The sequence below is a fragment of the Simkania sp. genome (assembly GCF_965215465.1).
Taxonomy (GTDB): Bacteria; Chlamydiota; Chlamydiia; order Chlamydiales; family Simkaniaceae; genus Simkania.
This window is the reverse complement of sequence record NZ_OZ244056.1, coordinates 2,014,147-2,028,860: the sequence shown is the minus strand read 5'-3', so window position 1 is coordinate 2,028,860 and position 14,714 is coordinate 2,014,147. Positions and strand designations below refer to the sequence as shown.

Here is a 14,714-nt window from a genome sequence, read left to right as displayed (position 1 = left end):
TATGTCAGCGACCCAATCTTCCACCACAGACGCTAGCCTTTGGAAAAAAGCGATTCTTCCTTGGGTCGTGTGTTTTTCTGCATCTCTTTTTTTTGCTTATGAATTACTTCAGTTGCATGTGATGAACGCCTTATCTCCCATGCTTATTCGGGATCTTGGGCTCAATGCAACTCAATTTGGAACGCTCAGCTCTACCTATTTACTTGCCGATGTGATCTTTCTCTTGCCGGCAGGGATTTTACTCGATCGCTTTTCTGTGCGGAAAGTCATCTTAACCGCTCTTTTTCTCTGTGTGATTGGAACCTTGGGCTTTAGTCGTGCTCACTCGTTTGGTTTTGCATGCATTTGCCACTTTTTCTCAGGAATTGGCAATGCTTTTTGTTTCTTGAGCTGCATGATGCTCATTTCCCGCTGGTTCCCCAAAGAAAAACAAGCGTTTATTGTCGGACTCATGATCACCATGGGGATGCTTGGTGGTGTTGTTGCCCAAGTTCCTTTTTCGCTCCTGGCGCAAAAGTTTGATTGGCGCCAAGCACTCTTGATCGATGGACTCATTGGTGTGGCGATCTTTGCACTCATTTTTGCCTTTGTAAAAGATGCGCCCAAAGGGTTTCTCAAAACTGAAGAAGAGAGAACAGAGCTTCCTTTTTGGGAAGGAGTCAAACGCTCCGTGCTCAACATGCAAAACATCTGTTGTGGTTTCTACACCTGTTTTTTAAACATGCCGCTGATGATTATCAGCGCCGTTTGGGGAACACTTTTCCTAACACAAGTACACCAGATTCCACTGACAAATGCTTCGTTTATCGTCAGTATGATTTGCATGGGAACCATTGTCGGGTCACCCATCTACGGCTGGGTTTCTGATAAAATCGGCAAAAGGCGCCTGCCAATGCTATTTGGAGGCCTCACTTCGCTTATTGTGATGTTCGCCATCATCCTCATCCCGCATCCGTCAGAAAAAATGCTGACAGCTTTATTCTTTGCCTTGGGCTTTTTCACCAGCAGCCAAGTGATCGGGTATCCAACCATTACAGAAAGCAACCCCAAAGAGCTGACGGGGACATCCATGGGAATTGCCGCACTGATTATCATGGGGATGGCAGGTGTGATCCAGCCGCTTTCAGGCAAATTGCTCGACTTTAGCTGGAGTGGAACGATGCAAAATGGTGCTCCTCTCTATGCGTTAAAAGATTTTATGACAGCGTTTATGATCTTCCCGATTGGGTTTGTCATCGCCCTCATCGCTTTAGCAAGGATCAAAGAACCGCAAAAAGCGACCAGCTCAGTAAAAGCTTAAGGATTGCTAGTAAAGATAGTGTGTTTTAAACTATAGCATCACTTGTCTAAAAAAGAGGGCAAAAAAAGATGTTACACGAGAAAAACTCTCAAGGCGCTTGCCCTGCAATGCAGGCAGCTTTTAATCGGCATTTTCATTTGCTGGAAAAGCTGATCGATCGCGATGAAACGTTGATGCAAACGCGCGATAATGATAACAGCACACTTCTGCATGGCCTGCAAGAATGTCCAAAGCTGTATAAAAAGATCGTCGAGTATGATCCTTCACTTCTTCATGAGAAGAGTGAATACAGTGGAGATTATCCGATCCACTCTCTAGGATATTATGACAAGCAATATGAACTGCTCAAATGGGTGGTGGAGAAAGATCCCGCAGTACTGCAGCAGCGCAATAAAGGTGGCCGACTCTTGATCCATCAGTTTGTACAAAATCAAGGGGATTATGAAGGCTTTAATCTGTTTTTATGGCTAATTGAGCAAGATCCTACCCAATTGGAAGCTAAGGATGATGAAGATTTTGGTTTAATTCATCATGCATTTTGTGCTTCAAACTTCCAAGTCATTAAGTGGCTGTTGGAAAAAGACCCTTCTTGCATCTTCGAAAAAACAAAAGAAGGCATGTTGCCGATCCATTTCTTGAGTTGGTATGGGGATAACCAGGGATTTATCCGCTGGTTTTTTGAAAAGTATCCTGAGCAACTTCTAGAAAAAAGTCCGAGTGGGGATTTGCCAATCCATCTTGCGTGTCAATGTGGTTATGAAGAGCTCGCCATGTGGATACTAGAGCAAGCTCAAGTGATCCAAACCGTGTCATGAAAAAAAGGTTGTTTTTCAGCTTACTGCTCTCATTTTTTGCCTGCGCGCAGGCGCAATCTTTTCAAGAGGTTGTGCTTGAAGAATTCGACAATGCTGATCAGAGGTGGATTGAGTTTAAAAACAACCTTGCGATCTATCTCAATGAGGCAAAACCTCCTTCATGCAAAGGCGAAGAAGATGAGATTGAGTCCTACTTCTGTGAAAAATGGGAAACTTCTTATCAGTCGCTGCAACAGAACATTGCAGAGCTTCACGAAGCATTTTGGGATTTTAGAGAGAAGCTCGGGGAAGTGGTTTCTCATCATTATGCCGAGGGAGTACATGCTTCTTATGCAAAAGCATGTGTTTCAGTCGAGTCAACACAATGGTTCACGACATACCTAGAGAAAAATCTATTTGGCTTTGAACCGGGAAAGCAACAGGAAATCAAGGGGAACTTAACTCTTGCTCATGACGTTGCAAAGAGCTTTCCCTATTCTTTTGTAGAACCTCCGTTCATTGACCCTCACGTCGTCGAAGCTCTCACTCCTCCATGGCCGAGCTGTGGGTACAATCACCAAACCGCGATCGAACTATGGAATGGGAATCGCGGTGAGTTTAGTCACTTTGAAAATCCTGGCTTTGTTTTGGAAGACGAGTCCAACCGTCCTCCATCGTTTGATTACTACTACTTTGGGAAAACAGAGCAAAATGTCTTTGTCCTTTTGACTGAAGATTGCGGAGGGGGGACAGGAATTTTTAAAGGACTTCTTTTTGTGACTCTTGAAGTTGAGCCTTACTTTCTAGCAGATGAAGGGATTGAACGTGAGCGCATTTTTTTAAAGCGTGTCGGTGAATATTGTTTAGGGGATCGATGGTATGGGAAAGTCGACGTGAAAGGCAATCGAGTTGTGATTGTCACAGAAGGATACCACCATACTGAAATGGACCCTCAGACGGTCACGTTGGATCTTCAGCACTTTTTTCCCTCACGCCCCTTAAATCCACTTTTTGCCCAGAGAATTGTGACAAGAAACGAGGATAACCCTCTTTTTTCGGCCGTTTACCAAGACAAATCAGAAGAGCTATTGGCTCACCTTTCTGAAGAAGTTTCACAAGAGCTCGTTCAGCGATTACTTATGGTGGCTGTGAAATACGACCGTCTCAAATGTCTCAATGTTTTACTCGATCATGGAGGTGATCCTAACTACTTTGATCAAAGGGGGAACACACCTTTGCATTACGCGGCTGAGAGAGGGGAATTTGAAAGTGTGAAAAAGCTCGTTGAAAAAGGAGCTGAGATCAATGCAAAAAATTTTGAAGGAACCACTCCCTTAGTTTTTGCAGTAAAGAGGTATAAGGGTGATGAATTTGTGAACTACCTTTTGAAGCAGGGTGCGATCTATGACTTTGTGGATCAAGAAGGAAAAAACCTCTTTTATTATGCCCTCAATGAGGGGTGGAGTTGTGAAGTGGCAGAAACCCTTTTTTCATTGGGAGTGAAAGCAAACGATTCTGAAATGCTTCCTCGCGCTGCTTATCTTGGAAGTCAATTGATAGTAAGTCATATGCTTGAGCAAGGCTTTGATATCGATGCCAAAGATCGATGCGAAGAGACAGCTCTCATGAATTGTTTTTCTTATGATGTGAATGAGGAGTTAGCAGAGTTTCTCATTGACAAGGGCGCAGATCCTTTAGCTGCAAAATGGGATGGCGATGCGCCGCTTTTAAAAATCATTGGTCATTGTCATATGCCTTTTTTAAAAAAGTGCCTTGCAAAAGGTGTTGATTTGAATCGCGAGGGTTTGAAGGTGACGGCTCTTTATCGTGCAGCAGAGTTAAACTGGCTTGAGGGAGTGAAGGTTTTGTTAGAGCATGGAGCCAATGTGAACCAGCAAAACCCGAATGATCATTGGTCAACAGAGGGACGGACAGCTCTGCATGCTGCTGCGCAAAACGGGAACCTAGAGATGGTGAAACTGCTCAGAGAGCATGGCGCAGACCTTGCACCTCCTCATATCAAAACTCCCTTTGCCCTTGCAGCAGAATACAATCACAAAGAAGTTTTGCGCTATTTCGTTGAGCAAGGAGCTTTAGAATAGCTCTTACGTTGTCAGAGCGTGAGAAGGTTCTGGCGGTGCAAAGCGGAAGAAGAGCTCTTCTGTGCGCTTTCCAATTCCGTGCTCTAATCGATGGTCGACAATACTCACAGCAGCTTGATGCGTAGAAATCTTCTTTTGCTGCGCAATCTGATAGATATCTAAAAGTTGTTGGTAGATTTTCTTGGTCATCTCACGGGCACGTGGCGCTTGGTAACCTTCAGGTGAAAGCTCGTGCATCACATTGATGAGTCCTCCGGCATTGATCACAAAGTCGGGAGCGTAGAGGATGTCCCGCTTTGCAAGGAGGTCAGCATCTGATTCATTGAGAAGTTGGTTGTTGGCAGCTCCAGCAATGGCTCTGCAGCGAAGGTTGGGAATGGTCTCTTCATTGAAGACGCCACCAAGTGCGCAGGGAGCTAGAATGTCACAATCGACAAAGAGGATCTCATCTGCAGCAGCCACTTTAGCAGCATACTGATGAGCAAACCTGGCAACTGAGGCATCATCGATATCTGAAATGATAAGCTGCGCTCCTTCCCAGAAGAGAAGTTCTATGAGACGACGGCCGACACTTCCAACACCTTGAATGGCAACTGTTTTGCCTTCTAAAGAAGTATGGTTTTCGAGATGCATCAAGGCAGATTTTACTCCTTGGAAGGTCCCCCAAGCCGTGTAGGCAGAAGGATTTCCGCTGCCCCGCAGGTTGTGAACACCACAAGCGTATTTGGTTTTTTGAAGGATGGTGTCGATATCGTCTGGAGTGCATCCGACGTCTTCAGCGCAGATATAGCTTCCGTGGAAGGTGTTAACAGCTTCAGCAAACGCGTGGAGGAGCGCTGGGGTTTTTTGGGTTTTGGAGTCAGCAATGATGACGCTTTTTGCGCCACCCAATCCTACTTGGGCCATACCGGCTTTGTAAGTCATTCCTTTTGAGAGGCGAAGCACATCTGTCAAGGCATCATCAAATTTTTCATAGGGGTAAATGCGAGTTCCCCCAAGGCCTGGACCTAAGTCTGTATTATGGAGTGCGATGATTGCAGTGAGACCTGAATCCGCATCTGTGAATTTAACAACCTTTTCGTAATCAGCGATCTCGATTTCTTCTTGCTTCAAGTTCATCGCTTTTCCTCCCAATTAATGCCCATAAAAAACATGACTATAGCAGATTATACTATTTCGGAAAAATAAAGTGCAGAATTTACGCCGAGATTTTCGAGGAAAAATTGCGTTTGGAGATCGGTGCTAACCTTGCTGGTAAGAGAGATCGAAAAGTCAGTTTTTACTGAAAAGATCAAGTTAAATTCACCACTTTATTTTTCCGAAATGGTATAAACTCTAAGCTTGTAAGATTTTTGCTGTGGCTTCAATCAAACCACGAGTTGCTTCCTGGAGAGCTGCTGCATCAAACTTATCTGTGACGTGAGGGTTTAGCTTTCGCTGGAACTCATCGCAAAGATAGGGGAGAACAAGTTTGACATGCTCAGCAGAGACGGCTTCAATTTCTAGAATCGCTTGAAGAGCAAGAAGTTGTCTTAAATGAAACTCTGCTGAAATTCTCAAGTCTTCATTGCATTGGAGAAGAAGGATATATTGTTCCTTCATATAGATGTATTGATCAATGATATTCCTTGTGAGAGTGTCTCCCGGTTCTCTTACAAGATAGGAAGTTGCAATGGTGCGCAGTTCATTTAAGTGCGTCGTAGCATCTTTTTGCGAGTATCCTTTTTCAATCTCAAGAATTTTGAGGAAGAATCTGTAAGCATCTTTTGGCAGTTGGTTAAAAAGAGACGTGAGGAATGAGGGTTCTGCATGTGCATCTTCCGTAGCCATTGCAAATAGTTGCACCATTTCAAGATCGGTTTGTGCAGCCTTAATTCTATTTTCAGGTGTGTTTAGTTTAGCAAGCTCAACCGAGGCTTCTTGAGCTAAACGGGTTTCAACGGCCAGCGTCTGAAGTTCACGCGTTCTAAGGAAAACTTTCGCTTCTGACGGAGAAATTTCTCTTTCAAGTTCGCTGTAAACAAAATAGCAAAAAGATAAGGCCTCTCGCACAGTTGCAATATCGACTTCAGTCACAACTTTGTCATCACAGCAGTACCATTTTCCTTCTTTGCTCATCTCCGACTCGGGGATAAAAACATAGGAAACATAATGTCCACTATCAACAGTGTTTCCTTCATGAGAAACAAACCCTTTAATCCGATAGCGTCCGTTCTTACCACTATTTACAATGTCACCAGGAAGGACAAAGGTTTCGTCCATGTCAACGATACGCGTTTCTTTTTTGTTGACTCCCAGATCTCTTTCAAAGCGCTTGAGAGTGAGAATAAGGGAAGGAGGGAGGTCGTGAAATCGGTTTGCTTCCTCAACAATAGGGAGTTCGAGGGTTCCACCATCTTTTGTCGCGACTTTGAAGGTATCACCACGTCCTTCAAAAAAGGCCCAGCGTTTCAGAGCTTTTTCCAAAGAGATGGTATCGACTCCTTTGAGATCGAGGATAACGCTTGAGTTGGGAGTTTGTTCTACACTAAGCCATCCTGCCTCACTGATTCGCATTTTTTCAGCCTCAGAAAAGTCTTCGTAATTCCCATCGATTTCTACTCGTTTCTGATTTGCTGTCCAAAAGAGAAGAGGGTTATGCTCTTCAACGTTGGCAGGGCTAAGAGGAAGATGAGGATTTACTTTTTCAACATCGCTTATGTCACTTAAAAGTTGTCCAAGAGCTTCAAACGCATCTTCTTGTCGTCCTGTTTGCATATCCACCTCTTCACGGGAGGCGCTGCTTCCTCCAATGGGAGTCGTTTCTCCTCTTCGTTGCGCTAAGAAGTAAAGAGCTGCATTGGCAAGTATTTGACTGTATTTTTCAGCAGGTAGTTTTTCGAGGACACACTTACGAAGAACTTTGATGTTAAACATGAGTTGCCGAATGGCATTCATGAAACAGTCATTTCTATTTTCGTTGACAAGTCCAATCGGGCGACTCAATGGAGGAGGGCAATCTGAGCGTTGTCGCAGAAAGAGGGCTTCAGCATTCAATTTGGCAATTTTATTCACGAGCATTGCGGCTTCCCTGAGCTCTGATTTGATTTCAATGTAGGAGTGATCTGTTTCGAATTGTTTATGGGAATTGAGCCATTTAGATGCCGTTTCAATGTGAGGAGACATTTGATGATAAAGAGCAATCCCTTCTTGATAGAGGCGTTTTTTTGCTTCACTTTCTGAACTAGATAAATCTTCGACTTGTCGCAGCTTCAAATTGATTTGCTGAGAATAGGGAGTGACGTTGGAAAGGATGTAGCGTTGGAGATCTTGCAGAGAGTCTGCTTCGATTTTGCTGACTGACGAAGGAAGAAGGGGTTGGACAGGATAGAACTTTTCTTTAACGGGATTCACGATGACTTCGAAGAAAAGGTTGAACACGGCTTGAAAGATTGTTGACATTTGGAGCCAGACGACTGCCTGCGCGAGGTAACGCGAAGAAACACGCACGAGCAATTGTTTGTGATGTGCAAAACCTGTGAGCCAATCAACAAGTTGTGTATTGGGAGGAGTGGTCAAACGTAGTGACATTCTTATTCTCCTAGCAAATAATCTCCTTAGATGGCAAAAATATTACCTTGATTCACCTTTTCTTAGAAGGATAAAAATGAAGCCATTTCTCACTATAATATTTTTGACCTGTTCAATTTTTCTTTATGCCGATTGGGCCGAAGAAACTTTAAGTGAGATGACGCGAGAAGAAAAAGTTGGGCAATTGTTTGTGGTGTCTATCGCTCCTCCTCGCGGTGAAGAGCATTTGGATCACATTCAAAGCTTTTTGAAAAGTTATCCCGTGGGTGGGGTGCTCTTGAAGCAAGCACATCCAGAAGAGCAAGTTTCTTTTTTAAATGCCGCCCAACAAAGCTCGAAGATTCCCCTCCTCACTTTAGCAGATGCCGAATGGGGCCTGGGAATGCGCATGAGAGAGACGTTTTCTTACCCTCGAAATCTCACCCTAGGTGCTGTGCAGGACCTCGAACTTCTAAGAGAAATGGGACGTCAAATTGGGAAACAGTGTCAGCTTGTCGGTGCCCATCTCAATTTAGCACCTGTGGTGGATATCAACACCAACTTTGAAAATCCCGTGATTCATCGCCGCGCGTTTGGGGATGACTCCTTTCAAGTATCCCTGCGCGGCGCAGCCTTGTATCAAGGCATGCAAGAAGCGGGGATTCTTGCCTGTGTGAAACATTTTCCAGGCCATGGAGATACCTCTGTCGATTCTCATCACGACCTTCCTCTTGTTCCGCACCCTATGGAGCGACTTCAAAAAACAGAGTTTGTTCCTTTTGCGCAGGCAGTCCAAGAGGGAGTTGCCTGTGTCATGTCAGCGCACTTACTTGTTCCCGCAATTGAATCGACTCCTTGCACCTTTTCAAAATCTCTAATCACTCAAATCCTGCAAGAAGAACTCGGATTTGAAGGACTCGTCATCACAGATGCACTCAACATGAAAGCTTTGACAAACTACTACGAAAAAGGGGAAGTCGGGCTAAACGCCTTTTTAGCGGGGCATCACATCCTCCTTTATGAAAGTCATCGCGATGAAGTCGTCGATGCGATTTTAGATGAATATGTGCCCGAAGCCTTCCAAGCCATCTTAAATGCCGACATTCCAGAAGAAGAGCTCGATAAAAGAGTCCTTAAGATTCTTAAGATCAAACAAAGCTTAGGCCTTCATGAAAACCGCATTGTCCCTGAAAGAGAAGACCTCATGGAAAAATTGCATGACCCAGCTTACGCCAATCTCATTTCTCGTCTTTTTGAAGAAGCCGTAACCTTATTTCGCGATGAAGGACTTCCCTCCCCAGGAGAAAAAATAGCCTATCTTCAAGTTGGAAGAGAAGCCCTCACTCCTTTTTATGCTGACTTGCATCAAGCCTTTGATGTGACCCCCATTCCGTATGAGAAAGGGATTTCAATCGAGGGATATGATCGGATCATTGTCGCGCTTTACCAAGCAGAAGTGCCCGAAGAATTGCGCGCACTCCATGCGACGACAGTGGTGTTTACCACACCGTATGTTCTCAAAGATTGCCCAAAAAACGGCACGATTATAGTGGGGTATGAAGGCGTACGTGATGCAGAAAAAGCAGTTTTAAAGGTGATCAAAGGTGAGCTAGAAGCTCAAGGCAGACTGCCTGTCGATTGGTTAGTCGATTGAGGTGATCGGACACGTTTGTGACCCGATCGATACTGGATTGACTCATTATGTTATTATTCTTCCTGTGGAGTGGCAGGAGTCCATCTTCGGTCAAATTTCCCGAGCTTCATATTGATATAACTTTCAGGATAGCGCTGGTCTGTGATGTAATCATCGATTTCCCCTTCAGTTTTGCTCTTGTCTATTTTTGTTCCTTGTTTGACATTTGAACGCAAAGATGATTCGTAATTGCCTCGTCTTTCTTGCACATCTTGTGAATATTCGTGTTTCTGTCCTAGGGGTCCTTTTTGCTCTTCATCTGCCCAAGTGAGTCTAGTTTTTAAACCTTTTGAAGATGGGGGCTTAGCTACCTGCATATCAAATTGCAGCGTGTCATGGTTTTCAATAACATGTGCTAGGAACTCACCTCTAGAAACGCCTTCCATTCCGACGTTTTGGTTGTCTTGATAAAGCACAGGCTGAAGTTCACGTGCTAAACCTAACACATTGATTTGAGGAGAGTGTTTATCGAGGACTTTTTTTGCCTCTGTTGCAATACCTTTCAGCGCTTGCCTTTGAGCAAGTGGGAGCTTATTGATTTTTGCTTGGACTGTAGCGTGGCCAAAATGTCGATTTTCGATTTTGTGGTCAGCTGTTAAAAATGGTGGTGTGTCAATTCTCATCTCCCTAACAGCTAATTGAGTTTGTGTTGGAAGATATCTTTCAGGAGTGTGAATAACTGCGGGATTTTCAGCTAATAATTGAAAAAAATTAGCAGGTTCACTACTTAAACCATATTTTTGTTGAAACAGGTTTGGGCCGAATACCGTAGCCAAATTTGGCAGATTCATTTTGTTCACTTCACTGTTTCCACTAACCTTTATACTGTGCTCTACAAGTCTTGCCAAAATTTTCCGCTGAAACTTAGGTAAATTTTTAATTGCTTTTGCGGCAGCTTCTCGGTTTTGATCTAGGGTGTTTTCTGAATTATATCCCTCTGGAATCGAAGCAAAAATCCCGTCAGGAATATCCGTTTTAATCATCTCTTTCACTAAATTTGCCAAGATATGAGGATCATTAATTTGATCAACATCAAATGACTTATCAAGGTCTAATAGTTCTCTTCGCTTATTGTCTAAGTTGTCCTGTGGAGCAGGTTTGCGATATAGACCTTCACAAGCTAAAAAATCTGTTTCCAAACGATCGAGCATCTTATCTAATCGACTGAATAATTGATATCCTGCTCTCTTTTTTGCTGAAGACTCTGTTTTCGTAGGATCTAACTCCTGATCTAGTATTTCCAAACCTTCATTTGTTGCAGGGCGCTTCGGCGAAGCATCTCGACCTGTCCAGATTTTTGGCATACGAGTTGAAAAAAATGATCCGACTGATTGTGTAAATGACGCAAAACTTGATCTTTGCTTAACGCCTTCAGTTTTAAGAGTTTCGGCTTTGAAGTCTCCTACACTCCTTTGAGTGTCAGATGGTTGTGAAATTGTGTGAAATTGCCTAGGGCTAATGTGTTTAGCCATTTGTATCTCCCTTCTTTCCATTTTATAAATTTAATTATAAATTAATTAAATTTTAAGTTGTTTGTAATTAATTGATTATGGATTTTAAGGAGGGGGAGGTAGGATGGAAGCTCCCAAGGGGGAGCTTCCGGCAAGAGACGTCTATTTTTCCTCGTCGAGAATTTCGACTTCGGCTTCTTCAATCTCTTCTTCTTTCTTTTCTTCCTGCTTAGGAGCTTCACCGCCCATAGGTCCTGTGCCTGGGCCGGCTTGTTGCTGTGCTCCACCTTGCTTTTGGATCTCTTCTCCAATCTTTTGAATATAGGTTTCAAGATCTGTTGTTGCTGTGTTGATGGCAGCTGTGTCATTGGATTCGAGGGCTTTTTTGAGCGTATCAATTTTGCCCTGAATCTCTTTTGCAAGTTGATCAGGAATTTTATCTTTGTGATCTTTTAAGGCTTTTTCAGCTTGGAAAACCAGGCTATCACCTTTGTTTTTCACTTCGACATCTTCTTTGCGCTTTTTGTCTTCATCAGCGTGTTCTTCTGCATCTTTGACCATGCGGTTGATTTCATCTTCAGAAAGACCTGATTTTGCTTCGATGCGAATCTTTTGCTCTTTTCCTGTTCCGAGATCTTTTGCTGAAACATGCAAGATTCCATCGGCGTCGATGTCAAAGCTGACTTCGATTTGTGGAGATCCTCTTGGAGAAGGAGGGATCTCTGTTAAGTCGAAGCGGCCGATTTCTTTGTTGTCCGTTGCCATTTTACGCTCACCCTGCAGAACGACGATGGTGACAGCAGGCTGGTTGTCTACGGCAGTTGAAAAGACTTGCTTTTTCTGCGTTGGGATCGTGGTGTTACGCTCCACGAGCGGTGTCATGATGCCACCAAGTGTTTCGATCCCGAGAGTGAGTGGAATGACGTCGAGAAGAAGGACGTCCTTCACATCTCCGGCAAGAACTCCCCCTTGAATGGCGGCGCCTGTGGCGACGACTTCATCAGGATTGACGCCTTTATGAGGCTCTTTACCGAAGATCTCTTTGACCTTCTCTTGAACAGCTGGCATACGGCTCATTCCACCAACGAGTAGAACGTCGTGAATTTGATCTTTCGAGATGCCGGCGTCTCTCATTGCATTGACACATGGCTCAACGCAGCGCTCAACGAGATCAGAAGCTAAGCTTTCGAACTTCGAGCGAGTGAGTGTTAATGAGAGGTGCTTTGGACCGGTTGCATCCATTGTAATGAATGGCTGATTGATTTCAGTTTGCTGCGTTCCAGAAAGCTCAATCTTGGCTTTTTCTGCTGCATCTTTAATCCGTTGTAAGGCCATTTTGTCTTGCGAAAGATCGATCCCGTTTTCCTTTTTGAACTCGTCGAGGAGCCACTGGATGATGACGTTGTCGAAGTCATCTCCACCAAGGTGGGTGTCACCGTTTGTGGCAAGTACTTCAAAAACTCCATCGCCGATCTCTAGAACCGAGATGTCGAATGTTCCTCCACCTAAGTCGAAGACGGCGATCTTTTTATCGGCACCTTCTTTGTCGAGTCCGTAAGCCAATGCCGCAGCCGTTGGCTCAGGAATGATACGCTTGACATCCAGACCAGCAATACGCCCTGCGTCTTTTGTCGACTGCCTTTGCGAGTCGTTAAAGTAAGCAGGAACTGTGATGACAGCTTCTGTAATTTTTTCTCCGAGGTATTCCTCGGCAGTCTCTTTCATCTTGATGAGGACTTGAGCTCCCACTTCTTCTGGCGTGAGAGTTTTCCCTTCGACCTCGAAGACAGCGTCGCCGTTTTCATTTGGGACGACTTTATAAGGAACCGTTTTGATTTCCTCTGCCACTTCGGCATGTTTACGCCCGATAAAACGCTTTGTTGAATAGAGCGTTTTTTCTGGGTTTGTCACGGCTTGACGTTTCGCTGGAATTCCAACGAGGCGTTCCCCATCCTTATACGAAACGATGGAAGGAGTTGTGCGTGTTCCTTCAGCATTAGCAATGACCTTTGCAGATCCACCTTCCATGATGGCAACACAGGAGTTAGTTGTCCCTAGGTCAATTCCAATGACTTTGCTTTTTTTCTGAGTCATGTTTAGTGTTCTCCTTCAGACTGTTTTTCTTCTTCATTAACTGGGGTTTCTTCGCTCTCTTTGACCGGTTTTTTGGCAACCTTAACTTTGGCCGGGCGAAGGATTCTCTCACCACATTTGTAACCGCGTACAAACTCTTGAATCACGGTTCCTTCTTCGTGCTTTTCCGTTTCTTCAATTTCAATCACTTCATGCAAGTGGGGGTCGAAATGATTGCCTTCTGACGAAAAAGGTGTGACATTGTGGTTGGCTAAGACATCTTTAAATTGGGTTAGGATCATTTCAAATCCCTTTGCCCAGTTTTGCACTTCTTCCGATGCTTGTTGTGTAAAACTAAAGGCATTCTCGAAGTTATCGAGTGGGGATAAAAACTCTTCGATCACATTTTCAACAGCAAAGCGGGTCGTGTCATGTTTGTCTTTCTGCATCCGCTTTCTGGCGTTTTCCATTTCTGCTAAAAGGCGCAGGTTTTTCTCTTGTTGGTTTCTCAGTTCAAACTGCAACTCTTCCGAAGTTGGAAGCTGCTCTTCTTGGGGTTTGTCTTCTTGAGCTTCGCTTTGTTTTTCGCCTTGGCTTTCAGGGTCCATTCGTTCTCCTTAACGTTTATCTTCCAAGAGCAGGTGTTGCGCCTGATCGAGGTAAACCGTGCTATCTGTTTGCAAGCCGATTTCGCGAGTTTTCGGCTGTCGATAAGTGATTTTGTATTTGTACAAGTTGCGTGTGAGCATCTCGCTTAAAATTGCTGAAAACGCTCGCATGATTCCAAACATTTTTGGGTACGGCATCCGAGTTGGTCCCAACAGGGCGATTGCTCCAACAGGCTTTCCATGAATGAAGTAGGGGACTGCAATGATACTCGTGTGAGCTGTTCCTCTTCCGAGTTCATCTCCGATCCAAAAACGTAGATCGACTGTCTCAGTGCATTCTTCTAAAAGATGACGCATGTACTCTGTGTCTTCAAAAAGAGACAGTCCCTTTGCTAAAACGGTTGCATCCTGAAATTCAGAAAACTTTAGCAATTTTGAAAATCCTGTCTTGTAAATATCTTCCGCACTAAAATTAGAGTAGTCTACAATATGCCGTAGTAATATTTCATTATAAAATTCTTCTGCAATTTGCTCTTCATATGCATTCAATTTAGGCCGCTCAAGCCCTGTCATGCGAAAGTGAAAATATTTTTCAATGCGTTTCAGTGAAAAGCTACTCAGCTTTTTCGGTGAGTAGAGAATCTCTGTGTGCACGAGACCAAAGTCCGTGATCAAAACGCACAAGTAACGCTCTTTGTCGATGGCGACGAGTTTGATATTGAGAATCAGATCCTGATCGAAACGCGGTGACGACAAAAAGATCGTACTTTGCGTCATTTGGCTTAAGAGTTCCGACGCATTTTGCAAGTAGCGAGCAATTTCACGTGTGTCTTTGTTGAGTTCTTTGCGGAGTAATTCGATATCTTTGGAATCGATGTCGACGGCATTGAAGTGGTGCTCGGCGTAATATTTATAGGCCTGGGGAGTGGGGATCCGCCCACCGGAGGTGTGTTGCTGTTGCAAGAAGCCTTGGGTCTCTAGTTTGGCGAAGTAATTGCGGATTGTTGCAGAGCTAATGTGATCGAAACCGTGCTCTTTGAGCGTGTTAGAGCCGATAGGCTTCCCTGTGATCAGGTACAGCTCCACAAGCCCGATGAGGACGGTCTTTTCTCTCTCTTCACGCTGCTTCCGTTTAGGCGCCATA

The 14,714-nt window shown here is 44.2% G+C and carries 10 protein-coding genes; 4 read left to right on the top strand and 6 right to left on the bottom strand.

Annotated elements, in window-relative coordinates:
- The first annotated feature begins 1 nt into the window (after position 1).
- The 3 genes from ACOOFG_RS09530 (at position 2) to ACOOFG_RS09520 (ending at position 4,196) form a co-directional block, all read left to right on the top strand.
- Positions 2-1,300, top strand: a complete 1,299-nt coding sequence (locus ACOOFG_RS09530; protein ID WP_420421238.1) for an MFS transporter — start codon at positions 2-4, stop codon at positions 1,298-1,300.
- A gap of 68 nt (positions 1,301-1,368) precedes the next feature.
- A complete protein-coding gene (locus ACOOFG_RS09525; protein ID WP_420421237.1) occupies positions 1,369-2,115 on the top strand; it encodes a hypothetical protein in 747 nt (248 codons plus the stop codon).
- On the top strand, positions 2,073-4,196 hold the full coding sequence (locus ACOOFG_RS09520; RefSeq protein WP_420421236.1) for an ankyrin repeat domain-containing protein: 2,124 nt from the start codon (positions 2,073-2,075) through the stop codon (positions 4,194-4,196). Before ACOOFG_RS09525 ends, ACOOFG_RS09520 begins: the two co-directional genes overlap by 43 nt.
- 3 nt (positions 4,197-4,199) lie before the next feature.
- Here the strand turns inward: ACOOFG_RS09520 and ACOOFG_RS09515 are convergent, their stop codons facing one another.
- Both ACOOFG_RS09515 and ACOOFG_RS09510 read right to left on the bottom strand, forming a co-directional pair.
- Positions 4,200-5,315 carry a Glu/Leu/Phe/Val family dehydrogenase gene (locus tag ACOOFG_RS09515; RefSeq protein ID WP_420421235.1) on the bottom strand — a complete coding sequence of 372 codons (1,116 nt, stop codon included), beginning with the start codon at positions 5,313-5,315 and terminating at the stop codon, positions 4,200-4,202.
- 216 nt (positions 5,316-5,531) lie between these two features.
- Positions 5,532-7,766, bottom strand: a complete 2,235-nt coding sequence (locus ACOOFG_RS09510; RefSeq protein WP_420421234.1) for a hypothetical protein — start codon at positions 7,764-7,766, stop codon at positions 5,532-5,534.
- A 76-nt stretch (positions 7,767-7,842) separates the two neighbouring features.
- Here ACOOFG_RS09510 and ACOOFG_RS09505 point away from each other — a divergent pair, with 76 nt between their 5' ends.
- On the top strand, positions 7,843-9,399 hold the full coding sequence (locus ACOOFG_RS09505) for a glycoside hydrolase family 3 protein (RefSeq protein ID WP_420421233.1): 1,557 nt from the start codon (positions 7,843-7,845) through the stop codon (positions 9,397-9,399).
- A gap of 53 nt (positions 9,400-9,452) precedes the next feature.
- Here the strand turns inward: ACOOFG_RS09505 and ACOOFG_RS09500 are convergent, their stop codons facing one another.
- The 4 genes from ACOOFG_RS09500 to hrcA all read right to left on the bottom strand — a co-directional run bounded on the left by ACOOFG_RS09500 (position 9,453) and on the right by hrcA (position 14,713).
- The gene (locus ACOOFG_RS09500) at positions 9,453-10,682 is read right to left on the bottom strand and encodes a Rho GTPase-activating protein (RefSeq protein WP_420421232.1); all 1,230 of its coding nucleotides are present in this window, start codon (positions 10,680-10,682) and stop codon (positions 9,453-9,455) included.
- Between the two features lie 369 nt (positions 10,683-11,051).
- Positions 11,052-12,983: a molecular chaperone DnaK gene (gene dnaK / locus ACOOFG_RS09495; RefSeq protein ID WP_420421231.1), complete on the bottom strand. Its 1,932-nt coding sequence runs from the start codon at positions 12,981-12,983 to the stop codon at positions 11,052-11,054.
- A gap of 2 nt (positions 12,984-12,985) precedes the next feature.
- Positions 12,986-13,570: a nucleotide exchange factor GrpE gene (locus tag ACOOFG_RS09490; RefSeq protein WP_420421230.1), complete on the bottom strand. Its 585-nt coding sequence runs from the start codon at positions 13,568-13,570 to the stop codon at positions 12,986-12,988.
- 9 nt (positions 13,571-13,579) lie between these two features.
- Positions 13,580-14,713 (bottom strand): heat-inducible transcriptional repressor HrcA, encoded by a 1,134-nt coding sequence (gene hrcA / locus ACOOFG_RS09485; RefSeq protein WP_420421229.1) that lies wholly within the window; start codon positions 14,711-14,713, stop codon positions 13,580-13,582.
- Between the last annotated feature and the right edge of the window lies 1 nt (position 14,714).

Bases quoted from the DNA above. Each gene is read 5' to 3' on its own strand.
- ACOOFG_RS09530 (WP_420421238.1), top strand. From the start codon at position 2: ATGTCAGCGACCCAATCTTCCACCACAGACGCTAGCCTTTGGAAAAAA.
- ACOOFG_RS09525 (WP_420421237.1), top strand. From the start codon at position 1,369: ATGTTACACGAGAAAAACTCTCAAGGCGCTTGCCCTGCAATGCAGGCA.
- ACOOFG_RS09515 (WP_420421235.1), bottom strand. From the start codon at position 5,315: ATGAACTTGAAGCAAGAAGAAATCGAGATCGCTGATTACGAAAAGGTT.
- ACOOFG_RS09510 (WP_420421234.1), bottom strand. From the start codon at position 7,766: ATGTCACTACGTTTGACCACTCCTCCCAATACACAACTTGTTGATTGG.
- ACOOFG_RS09505 (WP_420421233.1), top strand. From the start codon at position 7,843: ATGAAGCCATTTCTCACTATAATATTTTTGACCTGTTCAATTTTTCTT.
- dnaK (WP_420421231.1), bottom strand. From the start codon at position 12,983: ATGACTCAGAAAAAAAGCAAAGTCATTGGAATTGACCTAGGGACAACT.
- ACOOFG_RS09490 (WP_420421230.1), bottom strand. From the start codon at position 13,570: ATGGACCCTGAAAGCCAAGGCGAAAAACAAAGCGAAGCTCAAGAAGAC.
- hrcA (WP_420421229.1), bottom strand. From the start codon at position 14,713: ATGGCGCCTAAACGGAAGCAGCGTGAAGAGAGAGAAAAGACCGTCCTC.